The following is a 21,448-nucleotide window of genomic DNA, read 5'->3' on the forward strand; positions in this document are numbered from 1 at the left end:
ATTCAGATGCCTCTTTCGTCATTAAATTTCAGTCACCGTTACTTGTGGTGCGCCAAAATGAGATTTAGCACCGTGCATAACTGGTCCTACATAGTCATTTAATGCCCAACCGTGAGCGATTGCAGCTGAAACAAATTCTTTTGCTTCAATTACAGCCTCTTTTACTGAAAGACCGTTTGCCAAGTTTGCTGTTACTGAAGCAGCAAATGTACAGCCAGCCCCGTGGTTATAAGTAGAAGCAACTTTTTCAGATTCTAATAAGTAAAATTTTTCACCGTCGAAAAACAAGTCAGTCGCTTTTTCAGTAGCTAGCGCTTTTCCACCTTTAATGACAACAGCTTTAGCACCAAGCTCGTGGATTTTACGAGCAGTTGTTTTCATTTCCGCGATTGTTTTCGGTGTTCCAGTCCCAGCTAATTGTCCAGCCTCAAACAGGTTAGGTATTGTAACTGCAGCTAATGGTAAAAGATGTTGAATCATTGCATCTGTGTTACCAGGGTTCAATACTTCATCTTCTCCTTTACATACCATTACAGGGTCAATAACAACATTTGTGGTACCAGATTTCGCAATAGCCTCACCTGCAATACGAATAATCTCTTCCGTTGACAGCATACCAGTTTTTATTGCGTCAATGCCTGTTGACAGAGCCGTATCGATTTGTTTTTGCAAAAGCTCTGTCGGTAATGGCGTTACGTTATGAGTCCAACCGTTTGGATCCATTGTTACGACAACCGTTAATGCCACCATGCCGTATGTGCCGTGCTCTTGAAATGTTTTAAGGTCGGCTTGCATACCTGCGCCACCTGATGTATCTGAACCAGCAATCGTTAAAGTTTTTTTAAGAACCATGTGGAAGATCTCCTTTATAGATGGAATTTTTAAAATTATCATCTAGTATAGTCTTATCCTGGTTGTATAAAAATAGTCAGTATTATATATTTTTATAAGGTCAGTTTAACTTCTATCAGTAGAAATCTCCCCTATATATAGGAAAGGAGTTCATATAGGGTGTTAGCCTAACATCATCGCATCCACCCATAACTGACCTGCAAGAAGCAATACGGTCCTTATGAAGGCCTAAACTAAAAGCTGATTTTGGACTTAATGATGCCAATGTATAATTGAATTGAAGCTTGAATTCGACATTATTTTTTTGTACCGTTGTAAGAAGAGAAAGGGGCTTATATTAAGATGAAACAAGCATTCCCGAATGATTGGCAAGCAATACTTGCAGAAGAGATAGAAAAAACATACTTTACAAAGCTCTGTCAATTTGTAGAACATGAGTATTCAACACAAGCAATTTATCCACCGATGAATGATATCATGAATGCATTTTATACAACAGCTTATCAAGATGTGAAGGTCGTAATTTTAGGTCAGGATCCTTATCATGGACCAAACCAAGCACATGGCTTAAGCTTTTCGGTCATGCCAGGAATCTCACATCCACCAAGCTTACGAAATATGCTAAAAGAGTTACAGGATGATCTTGGATGTCCAATCCCTTCAGACGGAACATTAACAAAATGGGCACAACAAGGTGTAATGTTATTAAATACTGTATTAACTGTTCGAGAAGGCGAAGCGAATTCCCATAAAGAACAAGGCTGGGAGCAATTCACTGATGCTGTCATCGATAAATTAGCATCTAGAGATAAACCCGTTATTTTTGTACTTTGGGGTAGACCAGCACAACGAAAAAAACAATTAATTGGTCAATACTCAACGCAACATATTATTTTAGAAGCGCCTCATCCAAGCCCACTAAGTGCTTATCGAGGGTTTTTTGGCAGTAAACCATACTCGAAAATCAATGCACAGCTAGAGGAATGGGGAGAGCAACCGATTAATTGGTTCCTAGCTTAGTGTTCTTTATCTTCATTAAGTAAATGTTTGTGTAGCGACAGCAACAAATGTTTTCTGTGCGAAAGCGAAGCGGCTCGCCAAAGCGAAATTGAAGCGCTTATCGTTTCGTGTTACATTTAATAATAGAAGAAAGTGGGGGACAATGATGAAGGTGAATTGTTTCAAATGTCAATATTTTAAAGTAACATGGGACCCGCAAACTCCACGGGCTTGTGCAGCGTATGGCTTTAAAACAAAGCAAATACCATCCGTTGTCGTTAAACAATCCTCTGGCACAGACTGTCTGAAATTTATGCCAAAAGCAGAAAGTGGGGGAATGCAATGATTCCTTATCAAGCCGTTATTCAACAACTTGAAAAACAATTATCCGGTGTCAAAAATACTGGAGACGAACAACAAATTCGTGAAGCCTTAACAGCAATCCGAGCATTATGCGATGTGGTATTAGACACATCTGACGGCATTTCTAAAGCGCAGTCAAAACATTTGCCACAAATGCTAGTGTCAGAGCCGAAGCAACCAAGTTTATATACAGCAAAAATTGAAGAAGAAGACGGAGCAAATGGCGATTCAATTTTTGACTTTTAATCATGATTAAAGGTAGGGAAATGATATGAAAAAATTTATCGTGACAGGTGCACTTCATGGCTTTTTAGCAGTGGCACTAGGTGCATTCGGTGCACATGCTTTAAAAGAAGTTCTAGACGATTATAGTCGTGGGATTTGGGAAACAGCTGTGCAGTACCAGATGTTTCAAGCTACGGCAATCCTCGTCATTGGACTATTGATGAGCTCTAAAATACTAGGTGAGGTCAAGCAGTTAAATTTAGCGGGAATCTTTTTCAACCTAGGGATTGTCTTCTTTTCGGGAAGCTTATATGTACTGGCAATCAGCGGCGTTAAAGTTCTAGGCGCCATCACACCAATTGGTGGTGTTCTATTTTTAACTGGCTGGGTTCTAATTATAGTAGCTGCGCTTAAACATGCTCGATAAAAATAAGACTACAAACTTACTCCCTCACACTATGTGTGAGGGAGTTTTTGTTTTTTTATGGATAACTACTAGTAATGAATCAAGAGAATTTTTCTTCCGGATCAACAATATAATTACTATAGAATGGTAGTTTTAATTCCTATTGTTTTTGTAAGGATTTATAGTACACTATAATTATCAAATAAGTTCGACAAATAAAAAGTGAGGTTTTGTGATATGGAGAAGCTTTTTACTTTACTAGATAATAACTATGATGAAATGGTAGCGATTCGTCGTCATCTACATGAATATCCGGAATTATCCTTTGAGGAAGTGGAAACACCAGCGTATGTAGCGGCTTTTCATCGAGCGTTAGGACATGAGGTTCGTGAGCATGTAGGTGGACGGGGTGTTGTTGCAACTTTACGTGGGGGGAAGCCAGGTAAAAAAGTAGCATTACGCGCTGATTTTGATGCATTAGCCATTCAGGAGGAAAATGACGTTCCTTATAAGTCAAAAGTAGATGGTAAAATGCATGCATGTGGACATGATGGTCATACTGCGACATTACTAGTACTTGCTAAAGTGCTTCATGCATTGAAAGATGATATTGCGGGCAATGTAGTTTTCATTCATCAGCATGCAGAAGAAATGGCGCCAGGTGGAGCAAAACCTATGATTGAAGATGGCTGCCTAGAAGGAGTAGACGTTATTTTCGGTACACATTTATGGGCACCAACGCCATTAGGCGATATATTGGTGAGAGATGGGGCAATTATGGCTGCCGCGGATAAAGTGGAAATTACGATTCAAGGTAAAGGTGGTCACGGTGCGGAGCCTCATCATTCTATTGATGCAGTTACTCTTGCGTCACAGTTTGTAGTTAATGCACAGCAGATTATATCTCGACGTATCGATCCATTAAAATCAGCCGTCTTAACAATTGGTCATTTTGAGGCCATTAATCCTTTTAATGTGATTGCAGAGCGAGTAGTGTTAGCTGGAACAGTCCGAACTTTTGAGGAGCCGGTACGCAAACAAATGGAGCAAGAGCTTGAGGCCGTTTTAAATGCTACTTGTTTAGCCTTTGGTGCAAGCTATAATTATCGTTATACGAGGGGCTATCCACCTGTTTACAACCATGTGAAAGAAACAGAATTTGTTGCACAACTTGCGGTAGATATACCAGGAGTAGAAAATATTATAACGTGCCCACCATTTATGATTGGTGAGGATTTTGGGTATTATTTAGAAAATGTACCAGGTACATTTTTCTTCACGGGTGCTAAAAAGCCAGAATGGGAAGTGGCATATCCTCATCATCATGCACGCTTTGATTTTGATGAACGTGCAATGTTGATTGCTGCCAAAACTTTAGGGAAAGCAACATTGCAATTTTTACATGAATAGTTAGCTCCATTAAATAAAAATTAGCATGCTAGGAAGTATCCTACCATGCTAATTTTTATTTAATGGTAAATGCCCACGTAGATTCCTCATTCCATACGAAAAACATTTGCGGGCAATCAAAAACATGAGACCTAATTGGGAGTCACAACGAAACTGTATTGCAACGAAGTATGAGCAAGAAGTAGCGAAGGAGCACCCCTTTGCTCGGTCCTCCTTGCTATTGAGGAGTGGAATTTAGAAAATACGAACTTATGAATAGCTCATTTCAATTATGGAGTTTGGTCAAAGTATGCCATTTCCTCATCATATTCAGCAAAATCAAAGTAAATCATTGGGAATAGGAAACGATGATTCGATTTGAGTTCACGTAAAATAACATGATCTCTACCAGCAGCTTCTACAACGCCTCGCACTACTTTCGTGTTTTTCCCTGGCTCAATCGCATGCTCGAAGGAAAAATGGAAAGTACCAGGTTTTCCACGATTTAAACGAAAAATATTTTCAATATACGATTGCTCCCGTCCAGGTTGGCGTGCTCCGGGAAGTACTTGTGGAGGCACTTGAGGCATTTGTTGTTGTTGCGTTGTCGGTGTCCAATAATAAGGCATCATAAGTTATCAACCTTCTTTCTTTTAGATTTGAGGACAATCTTCTTCGGTTGGCGAGAAGAAGCAATGCGCTTTGAATCTTCCCGTGTTCCACTGACCATACCATTGTGCTGGACAATCTCCCTCAGGTCTGAAAAACCATAGTGAACGTGTTGCTGGATGGAATCTTTCACCTTGAATAACTCTCCTTGCTAATCGAAGGTCTTGATCACGTGCTCGCTGATAAAAGTAGCCTTTTAGTGTCGCTTCAAAGCCCCCTGGACGCTGATATACCATTTGTTCAATTGTACGAACATCCGTAAAATCTAAACAATCTGCTCGTACACGATTGACGCCAACATTGCCGACCATCAGCATACCTTGGTTCCCTTCACCCTCTGCCTCGGCACGCATAAGCCTTGCTAGCATGGCTGTTTGTGCATCATTCGTTTTGATAACAGCGATTTTTACTCCTCCTCGCAGACAGTATATGCATGATGGTATCGTAGACATGTTCAATTTCGATGAAAGAAATTCACAGTTTAAAATGGCTAAGCATATATTAATAATGACGAGTCGTATGTAAAAGAGGCGAAAAAATTTTTTATTCATGACTATAACGTGGAGTTGAATCGCACAGGCCGTGTGTGTTTATCCTTCATTTCTCTACTACGTTAGTTCCAGAAATGAAGCTAACCCCCAAGGAATCTACCAGCTATTAAATGGCATGCTTTTCAACTTTGGTGTTACGCGTATAAAAATGGGTGAAAAGAGAATAGAAACTATATCGGGGAACGTGAGATGGGCATTGCATGTGTATTGAATACATGTGAGGTGACAGGGTATGGAGATTGGTGTTTGGGTAGGTATTTTTTTGAGTGCTGTGCTGGCATTTTTAGTGGGGAGTTTTTACGGACAGCCACTCCATTGGTATCTCTTTATACTAATAATCGTAGTCGGATTTTTCATCAATACGATTATATTAATTTTGAAAGTTAAAGATGAAAGGTCTTGAAGCGCAGCACGGTCATATGAAAATAAGAAAGTGTCGTCCATTACGATGACACTTTCTTATTTTTTTAATGGAGTAAATGGAATCTGATGTTTTGCAAGTATATTAAATATAAACGGTGACATACTAAAGTTGAAAATTATTTTTTTGCTTTCATGAAGGAGTGTTATAATGCATACTTTTGGTACGTTTGTAGCAATTATCATAAGTGCATTCATCGCCGTTGGGATAGCAGAGTACTATCAGCAACCGTATAATTGGTATTTAGTTTTCCTAATGATTCTAGCTGGTTTTTTTATTCATACAATTATTTTAATATTGGAATCAGAGAACAGCGAAGAAAGCGAATATTAAAAAATGCGAGTCCGATTGGTGGACTCGCATTTTTATATTTAATTAAACAGTTAAGAATTTCACAAGTTTTTCTTGATCAAGAAGGTTACCAACGAAGAATGCGCCAAACTCACCGTAGCGAGCTGAAACTTCATCAAAACGCATTTCATATACTAATTTTTTGAATTGTAGTACGTCATCTGCGAATAGAGTTACGCCCCATTCGTGATCGTCGAAGCCAACAGAACCAGTAATGATTTGTTTTACTTTACCAGCATAGCCACGACCAATCATACCGTGAGAACGCATTAGCGATTTGCGTTCATCCATTGAAAGCATGTACCAGTTGTCATTGCCTTGACGACGCTTATCCATTGGATAGAAGCATACATGCTTAGCGCGTGGAAGTTCAGGATATAGACGAGCACGCACATGTGGATTTTGGTAAGGATCTTCGTCTGAATCACCTGCTAAATAGTTAGAAAGTTCTACAACAGATACATATGAATATGTAGGAATTGTAAAATCAGCGATCGCTAATTTATTGAATTCAGCTTCAAGCTCTTGTAGTTCTTCCATTGTTTCACGTAAAGTCATAATCATAAAGTCAGCTTTTTGACCAACGATTGCGTAAAATGCATGGGCACCTGTTTTAGCGATATCAGCTTCGTTTAATTTTTCTAAATATGCAATGAATTCTTCTACTGCTGCTTGGCGTTCTTCAGCAGAAACTAGTTTCCATGAAGCCCAATCGATTGAGCGGAAATCATGTAAAGCGTACCAACCATCTAAAGTAATAGCTGCTTCATTCATTATTAAAAACACTCCTTTATAAGTGAATATCATTCGAAATTTAGTTTATCATAGTTTGTACAAAATCCCTAAGTTCATGATTGCATTTCACGAATTTGACACCTTCCATAGATAATGTATTCTAAAGAGAAGAGATGTAAATAGAGGAGCTCCAATCATGAAAAGTATTTTACAACAGCCGATTTGGCGTTTTTACGATCAATCCATTAGCGCGAAGCAAAGATCGCCGCTTGAATCCTTTGCAACAGACGATACTTTATGTCAGCTAGTTGGGCAATTAGCCTCTCCGCCAACTATTCGTACATGGGTACATGATGCATCTGTTGTGCTTGGTATTCAGGATCACCGTTTACCATATGTGCAGCAGGGCATGGATTTGCTTAAAGCACAAGGCTATCAACCTATTGTACGCAATTCAGGCGGATTAGCAGTTGTGCTGGATGAAGGTGTACTGAATATTTCAATTGTATTATCTGAACAAACGGAAGCGCTAAGTATTAATGATGGCTATGATGTAATGGTAGCTTTAGTAAAAAGCTTGTTCCCTGAAGTAGCAGATCAAATTGAAGCCTATGAAATTGTAGGCTCCTATTGTCCAGGTTCCTATGATTTAAGTATTAAAGGAAAGAAATTTGCTGGTATTTCTCAGAGACGTTTACGTCAAGGTGTAGCAGTGCAAATTTATTTATGTGTTGAAGGAAGCGGTTCAGATCGAGCTGCACTCATTCGTGACTTTTATGAGGAAAGTCTAAAAGGAGAGGAAACGAAATTTACGTATCCTAATATTGACCCTGATGTGATGGCGTCATTATCTGAACTAATGGACGTATCATTAACAGTGGAAGCCGTTGTTATTCGTTTACAGCAACTTCTTAACAATATGGCAGAAGAAATTCGAGTTGAATCTTTTCATGATGAAGAAATAACGCTATATGCGTTTTATTTACAACGTATTTTAGAACGAAATACGAAAATGCTTGAACCGAAGTGATGAAGCGAAAGCCTTGAGCGGATGTCAATGAGAGATCGTTGCAAAAAAAAGCGATGCTGCTAAATAAGCGCATCGCCATTTTCTTGTGTATAAGGGCTACTTACAACAAGATTTCCGTTTTTCTCCATTTTGAAAACAGGTGCAATTCGTTCGTCCTCTTCATCTAGTGTAACTAGTCGTCTAGCACGGTTCATAATTTGTACAAATTGCTCGTAATCTTTTCGAATAGCTCTATTTTCTTCTTCTAGCTGTGTAATGGTTTTCTCTAGTTTTTTATTTTTCTCAGATGTTACGTGTACTAGTTGTCTCCATTTTGTAGACTCATTACCTATTTCACCAGAGTGCTGTAAACGTAATAAATAGGCTATGACAATATCAAGATTTAATGCAGATAGAGGAATTGATTTACCCTCTGCGGCAGTACTATTAACTGTAAACATACTAGAAGCACGGCGTCTTGCCGGAGCTCCCAACACTCGCATTCTTTCTTTTCTTTCTTTTTTTGCTTCTGATAATTGTTCCTCGTATTCTTTACGAACAACAGCATTCCAACGAAAACCACATGCAGCAGCAGTACGATTCAAAGCATCACCAGCTTCTTCAAAGGCATTTAACTGTGTACTACCTTCCGTCACATGGCGAATAACCGCCTCTGCTAACAATTCATCGTTTTCTTCTAACCAAGCATCTTGTCTAACTTTACTCATATTAAAATCCTCCCACCTTTATTTGGAACTTTTTATTTACAACTAGCATGACCAATCTTTTAACCTTTTATTCATCCATGTGGAAGGAATTATGCTTGAATACAAGGGGAATAATGCGATACAATACCCGTTGTAGGTTTGTACGTATGCTACATACTTAAATATGTGAAAGTCATACGTTCAATAGAAACGGATTTTTGAATCAATTATGCCTTGGCATAATTGCGTCCGGAATCGGCTTTGTGCTTAGTCCTGCAGATGTTTTTTGTGCGAAAGCGCAGTGCTAACGTAGCGTCAGCAACACGAGGGCCGACACGATGTCGGTCATTTCGGTAATGCCACAGTTCGTGGCGTTTTTACCGATGCAGGTCAGTTAGCCGTTATCGCATGGATGCGATGTCTTTAGGCTAACATCCCCTAAGAACTCCATTCTGATTCCGTGACATCCGCCGGAGGCTTTAACTTCTTTCAGCGGATGGTTTGAGACCCGCTGAAAAGTGATTTAAAACCGCAATTATTTCACCACCTATGAGGTGGGAGACTTTCAGCTGAAAGAAGTTACAAAAATAATATATAGAAAGGGTTGTTGACAAAATGGCAAACGAATTTAAAGTTTGCGATGAATGTCAGGCCGTTAACTTAAAAACGTTAATTCCAAAATTAAAGGAAATCGATCCTGATGCAACCATCGAAATTGGCTGTCATTCTTACTGTGGCCCGGGACGTAAAAAAACATTTACCTTTGTAAATAGCCGTCCTGTTGCTGCATTAACGGAAGAAGAACTAATGGAAAAGGTTTTAGCAAAGTTAAAGAAATAGGTAAAACAAAAAGCTATCTTCGCTAGTCTAGTTGAAGATAGTTTTTGTTTGGATTTTTATTGTCGATGGATAGAATCGATGAATTGACGGAAGGAAGAGTTAGAGCGACGGAAAGAAGAGTCGAAGTGACGGAAAGAAGAGTCAGAGAGACGGAAAGCCATGAAGGCGACGGATAGAACCAGCAAAGCGACGGAAGGTACATGTTCACATCGCCTCATCTTTTGGAAATTAGGTCGATAGAAACCTAAAATAAGACGAGAATACAGTGAGTTAGGTTGATAGTCTCTATAATTAAAAGGCAATATGTATGCTAGTCCTGTATTTATCGCATATAATAGAACTAATAGGAAACGGGGGTGCTGTACAATTGACACATTATGCAAAAGCTAAATTACAAGAGGAAAAAGTATTCAAGGATCCAGTGCATCGTTATGTGCATGTACGGGATCAAGTGATTTGGGATCTAGTTGGTACGAAAGAATTTCAGCGACTACGTCGAATTCGCCAGCTCGGTACAACATTTTTAGTATTCCACGGTGCAGAGCATAGTCGCTTTAGTCACTCACTTGGCGTTTACGAAATTGTACGCCGCATAGTAGATGATATATTTGCAGGTCGTCCGGAATGGGATGAGGATGAACGCCTTCTAGTGCTTTGTGCAGCCCTTTTACACGATTTAGGGCATGGGCCATTTTCACATGCCTTTGAAAATGTTTTTGAGCTTGATCATGAATTTTATACAAGACAAATTTTGCTCGGTGATACAGAAGTGAATGCCGTATTAAAAAAAGTCTCGGCTGACTTCCCGGAGAAAGTATCACAGGTCATTGAAAAAACATATCCGAATAAGCAGGTCGTTAGTTTAATATCGAGTCAAATCGACGCTGATCGTATGGATTACCTACAGCGTGATGCTTATTTCACAGGCGTAAGCTACGGTCACTTTGATATGGAGCGTATATTAAGAGTAATGCGTCCACGGAAAAATCAGGTCGTTATCAAGGCAACGGGAATGCATGCGGTAGAGGACTATATAATGAGCCGCTATCAAATGTACTTACAAATTTATTTCCACCCAGTATCTCGAAGTGCAGAGGTCGTATTGAATAATATTCTAAAAAGAGCTAAGCAACTAAGCTTGGCTGGCTATAAATTTAAGCACGAGCCTACACACTTTTTAGCATTTTTCCGCAACTCCATTACGCTAGATGACTATCTTGCATTAGATGAGAGTATTCTTTTTACATATTTTCAACTTTGGATGCAAGAAGAAGATGCTATATTAAGTGACTTAAGCCGCCGCTTTGTTAACCGAAAGCTATTTCAGTACATCGATTTAGATCCAGGAGTAGAGTTAGATAAATATCAAAAACTACAAGAGCTCTTCAAGCAAGCTGATTTAAATCCAGATTATTATCTTGTCCACGATACGACAGCAGATTTACCTTATGACTTTTATCGACCAGGAGAAGAGGAAGTCCGTGTTCCTATTTTTTTAGAAATGAAAAATGGAGAGCTACGAGAGCTATCACGTGAATCTATTATTGTTGATTCTATTTCTGGTCGTATGAAACGAGATCATAAAGTATATTTCCCACTAGATTTCTTAGAGGACAACAGTGCCCATCCCGTTGTGAAGAAACAAATATTAGCCTTGATTCAAGGGCAGGGAAAAAAATAATTAAAAAATTTTTTTGTATAAAAATGTGTATATTAAATAAAGTGGAATAAATAGTATTCCAACATACCAATAGTGAAAAACAGCGAAAGTACTCTATTTGAGTTATTTTCGCTGTTTTTTTGTCATTGTATAAAGATGAAAAAAGTGGAAACTATATAGAAGTTTTTAGAATTTTATAAATAGAAAGTCCGAGAATGTTTAGAAATTGTTTAGTATACTCTTTTATAATGAGACTTAAACCCTAGTGGGGGTGAGACCTATTAATAAAGGTATCACCAAAGTACTATGGATATATTCTAATTGTACATCGCACATACATAAGTCATCGTAAGTGCCTATTCGTGAGTACTTATTCGAGTGTATTCATATAGACGACCATTGAATAGAAGGTAAGAGGGACGAACCTATTGTTTGCGGCATACTTTTCGACATGACGAAAAGGTGCAACGTCGTCAGCAAACACCAACAGGTAACTCTCTGAACTTAGAAAAGGAGAGAAACATGCAAAAATTTAAAAAACTAAACATAGCAGTAATCTTAATGCTACTTGTATTCCAAACAGTCCTTTCACCGATTTCGGTGTTTGCTGTAGAGGGAGCACAATCATTAGCACATTCAGTGAAATCAGGAGAAGCGGGTACTAGTGATAACACGGGCGTAGGTGAATCACCTCAAACCTTAACTGAACCTGAAAAAGGTGATGCTTCTATTACTAGTACCACGGGAGTAGGTGAACTACCTGAAACCTCAACTGAACCTGAAAAAGGCGATGGTCTTATTACTGGTTCCGAGGGGGTAGGTGAACTACCTGAAACCTCAACTGAACATGAAAAAGGTGTTGGTACTATTACTGGTTCTAATGGTGTAGGTGAACTACCTGAAACACAAACTGAACCTGAAAAAGGTGTTGTTAGTGATGAAGGAGGAAATCCAAAAGAAGATAAGGATGATGAAACTACACCACCATCGTATGACCCAATTATGTCTGTTGATGTAATTAAAAATGTTGAGTTTACTGTGGATAAACAAAAGGTAAGTTCAAATGAAAGTATTAATGTTACTAACGGACAATCTGCAGAGTTTAAATTTCATTTAGAACTAGCGGCGGGACATAACTATGGTCCAGGCACAACATTAACGTACACTTTACCAGCTATTTTTGAAAATATCACATTCCCGAATGGAACGGCTTATGGTGAGGTAGGTACAATTTCAAAAACTGGAAATGAGATCGTCATTACATTTAACGATGAGTTAAGAGATGAATTCGGAACGGGTGTTGCCCTTGAGCCAGGTGCGTACTTTAGCGTACAAGCAAACTTTGCAAGCGGTAATACGGAATGGGAAGAAACAATTAATTTACCTGGCACTGAAAACATCAAGTTGAATTTTCAACCTAAAACGAATAACGGTAAACCTGTGTCCAAATCAGGTGTAGCAGATAATCACGCACAAAACAGTAAGTTTATTGACTGGACAGTAGAGGTTAATACAGATTTACGAGTTAATGAAGCATCAGGCACAACAAATTTTGTTGATACACTAGAAGGAGCGCATACATTTAGACAAGATTCTGTAAAAATTACAAAGTTAAATGTATCACCTAATGGCGCAACAACAGTCTCTAAAGACCCTGTCAATGTGACTCCAACCTTCGATGACAACAAAATGACAATTGCATTGCCGAATGAAAAGCATACGGCTTACCTCATTACGTATCAAACAGAAGTTGGTGACCCAGGTAACGTTAAAAGTGCTATCTTTAAAAATGAGGCAGCTTATAATGGGAAATCCACTACTTCACCAGTAAACGTGAATTTTGGTGATCCATTAGCAAAAACGCATACAGGTCCTACTGCTACTGATTTAGCAACATATTGGACAATTAATTACAACTTCAATAACCGCAATATATCTCAGGAAAACGCTGTACTAACGGATATCTGGAGCGATACTCAAGAATTAGTTGGAGAGGTGGCAGTATTTGAGGCAGGTGGGACTCCTGCCACTATTTCTTACGAAGTTAAGAAGGAAGATGGACATAGCTTTAAATTAATATTTAATGCTCCCGTAACAAAACCATATGTTATCAAATATGCAACAAAGCCAAAAGAGGGTGTGTATCCAACAGATAGTTTCACGGTAAAAAATGAAGTAACACGCAAAGATATGTCAATACCGGTAGAAGATAATTCTTATTATTATAAAGAATATTTATTACTAAACAAATATGCAAATGGTATTGACTATCAAAATAAAACGATGTCATGGAAGATTGTGGCGAACCAAGCTGGTTATAATTTAGCTGCTGGTACGAAGTTTGTTGATACTTTTACAGATAAAAATCTATCTTTAATAGTGAATACTTTAGAAGTAAAAGTAGGTAATACAAAATTAAAAGATGAAGATTACGAGTTAAGTACTAACAATGAAACTGGATTTACAATTACTTTAAACAAAGCAATAAATGAACCTATCGAGATTACGTATGATACAGAGTACGATATTCGACATGTTGGAACAAATACAATTGAATATCATAATAATGTAACAATGACAAATGAAAATTTACCAAAATCTCCATCTGCTTCGGCTGAGCAAGAGATTCGAACTGAACAAAAAACAAATGGAAAAAAAGAAGGTCATTATAATTACAAAACTAAAACCTTCTCCTGGGATGTTGAATTTAACTTTAACTACAATACTTTAAAAAATGCTGTATTTGAGGATAAATTACCAGATACACAAATAGTTCGAAATATTGTAGTGCAAAAAGGTGAACTAAATGCAAGTGGTGATTTCGAACCGACAGGAGAACCATTAGGAATTAAAAACTCTTCAGGTAAAGCGAACGAAATTAAGCTTGTATTAGGGAATATTGATCGTCCTTATAAAGTGACGTATGAATCAGTAGATGCAGATGGCATTTTCCCTCATGGTAACCCAGTAAGTATTACAAATACAGCTACATTAACAAGCGATGAAGGTGAGAATGCATCGTGGTCAAAAACAGTTAATGTAAATCATACAGACAAAATTTTAAACAAAATGGGTCTTCAAGCTGATCGTGGTTCTGCAGTAGCTAAGTGGAATTTTGAGTTTAACTACGCACAATCCAAATTAGACAATGTAGTCATTACCGACACAGTAGGTAAGGATGCTGAAGGTAACCCAGAACAATTGATTTTAGAAGATACATTTAAAGTATATAAAGTTGCATTGTCTGGAACAACTCCAAGTAATCCAGCTGAAGAGAAGACACTTGTAGATCCAAGTGAGTATACATTAAATGTAGATATGAAAAATGGTACATTCACTCTTAATTTAGGTAATGTGACTGAAGGATACTATATAGAATACGAAACAGTATTTACAGGTGAATCAGGCTCTGATGCTGAAAATGAAGTAGAAGTAAGCTATCAAGGTGGCAGTCAAACAAGTGGAAAAGATAGCTGGTCAATTGCTGATTTTAAGTATGGTAACCAAGCATCAACAGTTAAAGTACCATTTGTCATTTTAAAAACGAATGCTGCAACAGGCGAAGTAATGAAAGATGTTGAGTTTACTTTATACAGCCAATACACAGGAAATAAACCATTAATTAGTGCTAAAACAGATGAAGACGGTGTGTTAGACTTCGGATTAAAATTAGCTGAGGGTAAATATACATTAAAAGAAACAAAAGTTGATGGTTTTGAAAATCCGGACGTAATCTTTACATTAAATCGAGATAAAGAAGCAATATCAGGTCCTTTTGAGGGTAAACAAATTGTTGAAATCGCCAACATACCAGAGAGCCCATTGAAATGTTCACTGTTTGAATTAACAGTATACGATATTGACGGTAAATTAGTGGATGGAACAGTAACATTAGTAAGCAAAGCGACGGGATTATCAGAAAATCATATTGTTGAAAAAGGTAAAGTTACTTTTACTCCAGACCAAGTTAAAGCAGGTCAGTACGATGTTATTTATAATGGTGAGACGTTAAAAACGATTACTGTAGAGTACAGTGAAAACTGTAACGCGAGTATTCAACCAGCACCTAAGTGCGAGAACTTCACAATCGTAGTTAAAGATATAGACGGAAACATCCGTACAAATATTAAAGAGTTAACATTAAAATCAGGTACTACAGAAGTAAAGGCATCAACTGATGCATCAGGTAAGTTTATTTTTGAATCAAACAAAACTAATTCTGATAATGGCGTGAAGCCAGGTGAATATAATGTATACGAAGGTAACCAATTCTTGGGGACAGTAACTTTAACGTATACAAAAGACTGTGGGCATGAATTTATTGTTGAACAGGCACCAAAATGCGAAGAGTTTAAATTAACTGTAAAAGATGTTGATGGCAATAATATAACTGACGATACTTCAAAAATCGTTGTTAAAGATGCTAACAAAAATGAAATTATTAGCACAACAACTACGACAGGTGTTATTGAATTAACTGATTTAGAACCAGGTGTTTACACAGTTGAAGTAAATGGTGAAGAAATTGGTACTTTCGAAACAAATATCGAATGTGAAAAAACGGTTCAACCAGCACCAAAATGTGAGCTATTCACATTAATGGTGAAGGATGAAAATGGCAATCCACGCCCTAATGTTAGCAATATCACAATTAAAGATAAAGCAACAGGAGCAATTATTGCTACAGGCAAAACGACAAATGAATTAGGTCAAATTACGATTCAATCTAAAGACATTCCTTCAGGTGAATATAGTGTATATCAAGGTGATCTATTCATTGGTCAAATAACAGTTAAATATTCAGTTAAATGTGAAGCAGAAGTATCAGCAGCACCTGCTTGTCCTTCATTTATATTAACAGTACTAACTGAACTTGGAACGCCTAATGTGAATGCAAAGATAACAATAAAAGATGCTAAAGGTAATATCGTTAAAGGTGAGGACGGTAGTGAAGTTTTCACAACTAGTATTGCAGGAACGGTTCTATTACCAAACAAAACTATTAAACAAGGTACGTACAATGTATATGAGGGAAGTAGTTTAATTGGCTCATTTACTGTAAAAGATACATGCGCTGCAACCGTGCAACCTAAATCAACAGGCGGAGGCGGCGATGGTGGCTGGACGCCTAACCCAGGTCCAGATCCAGATCCAAATCCAGAAAAGCCAGTTGATCCAGGAAAACCAGTTGACCCAGATCCAGATCCAGGAAAACCAGTTGATCCAGGGAAACCAGTTGACCCAGATCCGGATCCAGAAAAGCCGGTTGATCCAGAAAAACCAACAAAACCAACACCAGAGACAGAGAAGCCAGTCAATCCAACAAATCCAGATGGTTCAGGTAACGAAATAGATCCAAAAGATCCAACAAACCCAACAAAACCTGAAAAACCAACTGTAGAAGAAGTTATTGATCAAGGAAAAGAATTAAAGCCATACAATCCTTCTACAGCGGATAAAGATACATTAGATGAATATAAGGATTTCCTCGATAAATACAACAAGTTATCTAAAGAGGAACAGGCAGAAGTAGATAAATATCTGGATATTGATAAAATCAAAGCAGATGCAAAAGAAATGGAAGCGCAGTTAAACGCGCAAGGCAAACTGCCACAAACAAATGGAGCAAACCAAACAGCTCTTACACTAATTGGTGTAACGCTTGTTCTAGGTGCATTATTCTTATTGCGTCGTCGCAATACAGAAGTGAAATAATTTTCAATAAGAAAACCCCAAGATCGTAAAAATCTTGGGGTTTTTCTTATACTAGAAGGTATCTGATAGTTTTGCAGGTGCTTTGTCGAATGGATATTGCTCGACAAATTCTGCTTGAACGGCAAGTCGTTTCGTACCCTCATCAGCACATGTAACGAGGGTTAGAAGAGTTTTATCAGAGATATCATCAATAACATAAACATCTGTTGCAGAGATGATTTCCTTAGTTGTGATCTTGTACTCATAAATATTCGTTAAATCCGTTAAATAAATTGTATCTCCTATGCTAGCTTTATATAAGGGGCCAAATAAAATATCTTTTTCCTCAAAATAATGACCTGCTAATGCGTAGTTTCCTTGTCCAAGTTTTTGAGTAGGCTTCATCGTGCCTGCTCCAACGGCAAGAGAAGCGTTACCAACTCCTTTGACGATAGGAAGTTTCATATCCACACTAGGGACTGCGATACTACCGATGACAGGCATTTTACTGGCGGTTGTCTGAGCTTTTAAGACTTCCGCTATGGAAAGGGATTGTACGGCTTCAAATTCAAAATCGGCATCTGCATTTTTGTTTTTGGCCATCTCCTCAGCGCTGTAATCAGTTGTATTTAATTGTTTACTCAAATGGGCGATAATTGCATGTTGAATGGGGTTAATGAAAATAAGTAAGAGGCCAACGATAAGCATACAAATGAGTAGTGGCAGTTTAAATTTATTCATGTCATAAAACACATCCTAGTATTCAAATTACGAGTTGAGGGGGAGTGGTCCTATTCCGTATCTAGAACCGTAAAAACACCTGTCACAAGCTTCTAAACGTTACAAAGCACTAGAAGGCTACCATACGTTAAAAATGGGTAGAGCTTTATGTGCTCTACCCGTTCTAATCTTTATTTATCGCTGAAGCGTACGCCTGCAACACCGTAATGGTTTTTAGACATTTCCTCGATGAAGACTGTTACATTTTCTGGTGGCGCATTCACTGTACGAGAAACGGCTTCTGTTACTTCTTTTACGAGTGCACGTTTTTGTTCTTCTGTACGACCTTCAAGCATTTTCACTGTTACGTATGGCATAATATTGCCTCCTTTATTGAATAATGTTGTATAGTTAGTTTATAAGAAAGTATTATATAAACTTCTTACTTATATGTAGGCATTTGCGCAAAGCTAGTAGCGTTCATTACGATGCTAATGCGCTTAACAATGCTTTACTTTTATAATAGCAGAATGGAGGTAGTTAAAGTATGGCAAATGAAGAAAAACCAAAACAAAAAATGGGCTTTACTATTATTAAAAATGATCCAACAGACGGACATAAGGGATTTGGTATCGGTTCGCTTTCGCTTGAAAACGTATCGCCAGTCATTATCGATATAGAAGAGGGGACGGCATCAGTTGAAATCGGTGCTATGCATGCTCGCAGTGATGTGGAACGAGGTATTAAATTTACGACAGATCGCGCTGATTCAGAAGGTGGGAAAGCGTATTGGCTAGTATGGGTGACAATCGACCATAAAGCGGATGGACCTTACTATGCGGGTGTAACTGCGTGTGAAATGGTAGTTAATCGTGAAAAGCGTCGTGGCTATAAAGTTTTAGCTGATCATGTGAATAAAATGGATAAATCTATGAAGCGTCACATTATTGTAGAGCATATGGATGCGCCGTCTAAAAAGGTGTTAGCTTCTTTCCTAGATGAGCTAAATCCGGACTTATGGGCTCGTAGTGAGGAGCAATTGCGTCAAGGTTTATTTGTTTAATAGACCTACAATGATTGAACAATCTGTGACATTTCATAATCGCTTTCATATAAGGTTGAAAGTGGGTTTGAAACCAAGTAAACTTGATAAAGAACTTACATTTTAGTAAGCTAGGACACTTGGTTCTGCGAATGTGATGAGCGCTATGCGGCATTTGAACAACCCAAACCCAAGCCAAATGCCCCATGATTCTCATCTACTTCGCGAACCATAAATAAGAAAAGCTTTCTGTTCCCACGGACACAGCTCCGGGGAAGAGGAAGCTTTTCTTTTTCGTATATGTCTGTTACTTTGTCGAGAGCCTTCGCTAATAAAACGCTTATTGCTAATAAAGGTTCCGCATGATTCGTTAATTTTTAAAAATGTTGAATGGGAGCATATTCCAGAACTCTCCCCACGTATCGGTATCGAGAATATCAAAGTTTGAAGAACATTTTTCAGTTGGTACATCTTTAGCATCCATATAGATGAGACGTTGTTGAGGGCAGGCATTTGTCGCTAATTTACCTGATTCAATATCGATGACCGCACCTTTAACGCCTTTCGGTTTTTTGAAATCCTCGTTCTTTGTTCCTTTATTGACAGTCTCCATAAAGTCGATCCAAATTTGCTTAGTAGCAGCAGTATCTTCTTTTTCCGTTAGATTTTTTCCTTGATCATAGCCGTTCCATACACCTGCGGTTAAGCTAGGTGTAAATCCAATCAGCCACTGATCGCTATTAGTAGAGCCAGATTTTGCTGCATACGTATGCGTCATACGAGAGCGAATGCTAATCCCTGTAGCGGGAGAATAATCACTAAAGACTGGATCGAAAATACCTGTCATCATCTCTGTTAAGATATACGTATTTTCTTTTGAGAGAACGGTTTCAGCTTCTTTACTAACTTCTTTATTTTCGTAGATAGTATCACCGTTAGCATTTTTAATAGAAACAATAGTAGTAGGCGTAGTTTTTTTACCTTGCGATGCTAAAATATTATAAGCATTCGTCATTTCATATAATGTTGTTTCTGTCGTGCCAAGTGCCATGGATAAATTGTCCTTCTTACCAATAGTCACGTCGAAGCGATCAGCCATTTCGTGAAATGGTTTAAAGCCAATCTCCTCTAAAGTTTTAACAGCGTAAATATTATCAGAAATAGCGATAGCTTGTGCTAGCGACATATCATGGTTAGCAAATTGACCGTTAACATTTTTAGGTGAATATGTGGCCCGTCCATGATCATAAGTGAAAGTTGTCTCACCTACATCTAAAGATGTTAATGGTGTATAACCATTCTCTAAAGCTGCCGCATATAAAATAGGTTTAATGGTCGAGCCTGGCTGACGTTTTGCCTGTGTAACTCTGTTAAAAGAACTTGCAGCATAGTCACGACCTCCAACTAATGCTGTAACGGAGCCTGTATTGGATTTCATACTAACAAAAGCAGTTTGTAGATCATCAGCAGGCATATGTTTAGCTACAGCTTCTTCAGCTGCCTTCTGATGTTCTAGATTAATCGTTGTTTGGATAGTCCAGCCACCCTCACTAATGTCGAGATTTTTTGATTTCAAAATTTCACTAGCCTCTTGCCATGCTACGTCAAGGAAAAATGGTGCTACAGATTTTGTGGCTACCCAGCTATCATTCTTTAAGACAAGCTTTTCACTTTCTGCACGTGTTCTTTCATCTTGCGTAATAGCACCTTGATCGGTCATCAATTTTAAAATAACGTGTTGGCGATTAGTTGCCTTCTCTAAATTAGCAATAGGTGAGTAAATACTTGGCCCTTTTGGAACGCCGGTTAGCATTGCTGCTTCCGCAAGTGTTAAATCTTTTGCAGATTTTCCATAATAAAATCGGCTTGCAGCTTCTACGCCGTACATACCGTGGCCGTAGTAAACAGTATTTAAGTAACCTTCTAGTATTTCATCTTTATCATAAAAAACTTCTAATCTATAAGCATACAGTGCTTCATTTAATTTTCGTGTCCACGATTTCTCATGTGAAAGATATAGATTCCGAGCGTATTGTTGTGTAATTGTACTTGCTCCCTGAACTTTACTTCCAGCCTTAATATCAACTAATATTGCACCAGCGATACGAGAAAAATCCAAACCGCCATGCTTATAAAAATCTTTATCCTCAACAGCTACTACTGCTTGCTTTAAATAGGGAGACATCTCATCAAGACTAACCCAGTAACGTCGTTCATTCGCAAAGTGATCCCCAATTTGGTTCTCATTTTCATCTAAAAAAATAGAGGCTTTCGGTACGGTTAAAGGCGGGGCACCAGCCACTTGAACATAGACGCGTAAAGCTATAAATGCTACTACAATTGCGGATGTAAAGGCAACAAAATAGGTAAGTGCTTTACGTGTACGCTTTGAACGTTTTTGCTTACGTTGATAGCTTTTTCTCTTCATCCGACTTCACCTCGTTTTCTCACACTTGCGTATAGTATGTGTTTGAACATTCATATTTAATCGAAATTATTGGTAAAAACTATTGCACTTTATTCAAAAACATCTATACTTTTTTTGTACTGTTTGAAATGCTAGCATTCGACAAAAGAATAACACATTGTAGATTTTAATCGAATTCTGCTAGACGTTCCAATAATGTATACGAGGATACAGGGATAGAGGTTTCATTACAATCCTGTAAGCCCTTAATAGAGGTTCATTATCAAAAGTTATAAAATAGATTTCATGTGGAAAAATGATTGGAGGGGGATTGGACACCCTCAATTGGAACGGAAATCAATTTTGTAATGAACTGATGAAAATGAATGTAATAGGATTAATTTCTAA

19 protein-coding genes are annotated in these 21,448 nt (G+C 38.1%); 11 read left to right on the forward strand and 8 right to left on the reverse strand.

Annotation, left to right across the window (positions count from 1 at the left end):
* Window positions 1–21 precede the first annotated feature (21 nt).
* The gene (thiD, locus tag ACFTQ7_RS16600) at window positions 22–852 is read right to left on the reverse strand and encodes a bifunctional hydroxymethylpyrimidine kinase/phosphomethylpyrimidine kinase (RefSeq protein ID WP_386829998.1); all 831 of its coding nucleotides are present in this window, start codon (window positions 850–852) and stop codon (window positions 22–24) included.
* A gap of 342 nt (window positions 853–1,194) precedes the next feature.
* On the opposite strand from thiD, the gene ACFTQ7_RS16605 reads away from it, so the two are divergent.
* The 5 genes from ACFTQ7_RS16605 to ACFTQ7_RS16625 all read left to right on the forward strand — a co-directional run bounded on the left by ACFTQ7_RS16605 (window position 1,195) and on the right by ACFTQ7_RS16625 (window position 4,255).
* On the forward strand, window positions 1,195–1,872 hold the full coding sequence (locus ACFTQ7_RS16605) for a uracil-DNA glycosylase (protein ID WP_386829999.1): 678 nt from the start codon (window positions 1,195–1,197) through the stop codon (window positions 1,870–1,872).
* 145 nt (window positions 1,873–2,017) lie between these two features.
* On the forward strand, window positions 2,018–2,197 hold the full coding sequence (locus ACFTQ7_RS16610) for a uracil-DNA glycosylase (RefSeq protein ID WP_386830000.1): 180 nt from the start codon (window positions 2,018–2,020) through the stop codon (window positions 2,195–2,197).
* A complete protein-coding gene (locus tag ACFTQ7_RS16615) occupies window positions 2,194–2,460 on the forward strand; it encodes a YwdI family protein (protein WP_349660690.1) in 267 nt (88 codons plus the stop codon). Before ACFTQ7_RS16610 ends, ACFTQ7_RS16615 begins: the two co-directional genes overlap by 4 nt.
* 25 nt (window positions 2,461–2,485) lie before the next feature.
* Complete coding sequence (locus tag ACFTQ7_RS16620) at window positions 2,486–2,866, forward strand: DUF423 domain-containing protein (protein ID WP_386830001.1); 381 nt, start codon at window positions 2,486–2,488, stop codon at window positions 2,864–2,866.
* Between the two features lie 216 nt (window positions 2,867–3,082).
* On the forward strand, window positions 3,083–4,255 hold the full coding sequence (locus ACFTQ7_RS16625) for a M20 family metallopeptidase (protein ID WP_386830002.1): 1,173 nt from the start codon (window positions 3,083–3,085) through the stop codon (window positions 4,253–4,255).
* Window positions 4,256–4,524: 269 nt separating this feature from the next.
* Here ACFTQ7_RS16625 and gerQ read toward each other — a convergent pair whose 3' ends face one another.
* Complete coding sequence (gerQ, locus tag ACFTQ7_RS16630) at window positions 4,525–4,866, reverse strand: spore coat protein GerQ (protein WP_349660687.1); 342 nt, start codon at window positions 4,864–4,866, stop codon at window positions 4,525–4,527.
* A 21-nt stretch (window positions 4,867–4,887) separates the two neighbouring features.
* Window positions 4,888–5,271, reverse strand: a complete 384-nt coding sequence (locus ACFTQ7_RS16635) for a cell wall hydrolase (protein WP_386830027.1) — start codon at window positions 5,269–5,271, stop codon at window positions 4,888–4,890.
* A gap of 754 nt (window positions 5,272–6,025) precedes the next feature.
* Here ACFTQ7_RS16635 and ACFTQ7_RS16640 point away from each other — a divergent pair.
* Window positions 6,026–6,208 (forward strand): hypothetical protein, encoded by a 183-nt coding sequence (locus tag ACFTQ7_RS16640; RefSeq protein WP_079559343.1) that lies wholly within the window; start codon window positions 6,026–6,028, stop codon window positions 6,206–6,208.
* Between the two features lie 42 nt (window positions 6,209–6,250).
* Here the strand turns inward: ACFTQ7_RS16640 and hemQ are convergent, their stop codons facing one another.
* Complete coding sequence (gene hemQ / locus ACFTQ7_RS16645) at window positions 6,251–7,000, reverse strand: hydrogen peroxide-dependent heme synthase (protein ID WP_197139591.1); 750 nt, start codon at window positions 6,998–7,000, stop codon at window positions 6,251–6,253.
* A 157-nt stretch (window positions 7,001–7,157) separates the two neighbouring features.
* On the opposite strand from hemQ, the gene lipL reads away from it, so the two are divergent.
* Window positions 7,158–7,991: an octanoyl-[GcvH]:protein N-octanoyltransferase gene (gene lipL / locus ACFTQ7_RS16650; RefSeq protein ID WP_386830003.1), complete on the forward strand. Its 834-nt coding sequence runs from the start codon at window positions 7,158–7,160 to the stop codon at window positions 7,989–7,991.
* A gap of 59 nt (window positions 7,992–8,050) precedes the next feature.
* Here the strand turns inward: lipL and ACFTQ7_RS16655 are convergent, their stop codons facing one another.
* On the reverse strand, window positions 8,051–8,698 hold the full coding sequence (locus ACFTQ7_RS16655; RefSeq protein ID WP_386830004.1) for an RsfA family transcriptional regulator: 648 nt from the start codon (window positions 8,696–8,698) through the stop codon (window positions 8,051–8,053).
* A gap of 594 nt (window positions 8,699–9,292) precedes the next feature.
* Between ACFTQ7_RS16655 and ACFTQ7_RS16660 the strand changes: the two genes are divergently transcribed.
* From ACFTQ7_RS16660 to ACFTQ7_RS16670, 3 genes are all read left to right on the forward strand, one after another.
* Entirely contained in the window at window positions 9,293–9,517 is a 225-nt protein-coding gene (locus tag ACFTQ7_RS16660) for a YuzB family protein (protein ID WP_049667962.1), read from the forward strand.
* Window positions 9,518–9,824: 307 nt separating this feature from the next.
* Window positions 9,825–11,198: an HD domain-containing protein gene (locus ACFTQ7_RS16665; RefSeq protein WP_386830005.1), complete on the forward strand. Its 1,374-nt coding sequence runs from the start codon at window positions 9,825–9,827 to the stop codon at window positions 11,196–11,198.
* A 501-nt stretch (window positions 11,199–11,699) separates the two neighbouring features.
* Complete coding sequence (locus tag ACFTQ7_RS16670) at window positions 11,700–16,892, forward strand: collagen binding domain-containing protein (protein ID WP_386830006.1); 5,193 nt, start codon at window positions 11,700–11,702, stop codon at window positions 16,890–16,892.
* Between the two features lie 51 nt (window positions 16,893–16,943).
* Here the strand turns inward: ACFTQ7_RS16670 and ACFTQ7_RS16675 are convergent, their stop codons facing one another.
* Both ACFTQ7_RS16675 and ACFTQ7_RS16680 read right to left on the reverse strand, forming a co-directional pair.
* Entirely contained in the window at window positions 16,944–17,612 is a 669-nt protein-coding gene (locus tag ACFTQ7_RS16675; protein WP_386830007.1) for a class A sortase, read from the reverse strand.
* Between the two features lie 170 nt (window positions 17,613–17,782).
* The gene (locus ACFTQ7_RS16680; protein WP_053484500.1) at window positions 17,783–17,968 is read right to left on the reverse strand and encodes a 2-hydroxymuconate tautomerase; all 186 of its coding nucleotides are present in this window, start codon (window positions 17,966–17,968) and stop codon (window positions 17,783–17,785) included.
* A 170-nt stretch (window positions 17,969–18,138) separates the two neighbouring features.
* Between ACFTQ7_RS16680 and ACFTQ7_RS16685 the strand changes: the two genes are divergently transcribed.
* The gene (locus ACFTQ7_RS16685) at window positions 18,139–18,654 is read left to right on the forward strand and encodes a YwhD family protein (protein WP_386830008.1); all 516 of its coding nucleotides are present in this window, start codon (window positions 18,139–18,141) and stop codon (window positions 18,652–18,654) included.
* Between the two features lie 349 nt (window positions 18,655–19,003).
* Here ACFTQ7_RS16685 and ACFTQ7_RS16690 read toward each other — a convergent pair whose 3' ends face one another.
* A complete protein-coding gene (locus tag ACFTQ7_RS16690) occupies window positions 19,004–21,061 on the reverse strand; it encodes a transglycosylase domain-containing protein (RefSeq protein ID WP_386830009.1) in 2,058 nt (685 codons plus the stop codon).
* Window positions 21,062–21,448 lie beyond the last annotated feature (387 nt).

This window comes from Lysinibacillus sp. NPDC056959 (genome assembly GCF_042674095.1).
GTDB lineage: Bacteria > Bacillota > Bacilli > Bacillales_A > Planococcaceae > Lysinibacillus > Lysinibacillus zambalensis.